This is a genomic window from Priestia sp. SIMBA_032 (genome assembly GCF_046535215.1).
Taxonomy (GTDB): domain Bacteria; phylum Bacillota; class Bacilli; order Bacillales; family Bacillaceae_H; genus Priestia; species Priestia aryabhattai.
This window is the reverse complement of the sequence record NZ_JAWRXD010001207.1, coordinates 1-250: the sequence shown is the minus strand read 5'-3', so window position 1 is coordinate 250 and position 250 is coordinate 1. Positions and strand designations below refer to the sequence as shown.

The following is a 250-nucleotide window of genomic DNA, read 5'->3' as shown; positions in this document are numbered from 1 at the left end:
CTACACACGTCGCGATCGACGGACCGTGCGCAACGTTGCTGATACTTGCAGTCGTAGTCTGGCTCTGGGCGAAGCATAGGCTCGCGAACGCGCCAAGCGACGCCGCCAAACCTACTTGGGCGCCGCGCGAAATGACATGTCGAAGATGTGAACCCGTCTTCTCGTGCCGCGCAGGCTCTCCGCGAGACCTGTTGTCCGAATTGCGTACATTGATTCGCTTGATGATTTCGAGCATCTGATCTCCATTTGA

General features: G+C 57.2%; 1 protein-coding gene. It reads right to left on the bottom strand.

The window, feature by feature from the left end:
* Positions 1-235, bottom strand: a 235-nt coding sequence (locus SB717_RS38155; RefSeq protein ID WP_410908392.1) for a hypothetical protein, incomplete at its 3' end; no start/stop codon positions are given.
* Between the last annotated feature and the right edge of the window lie 15 nt (positions 236-250).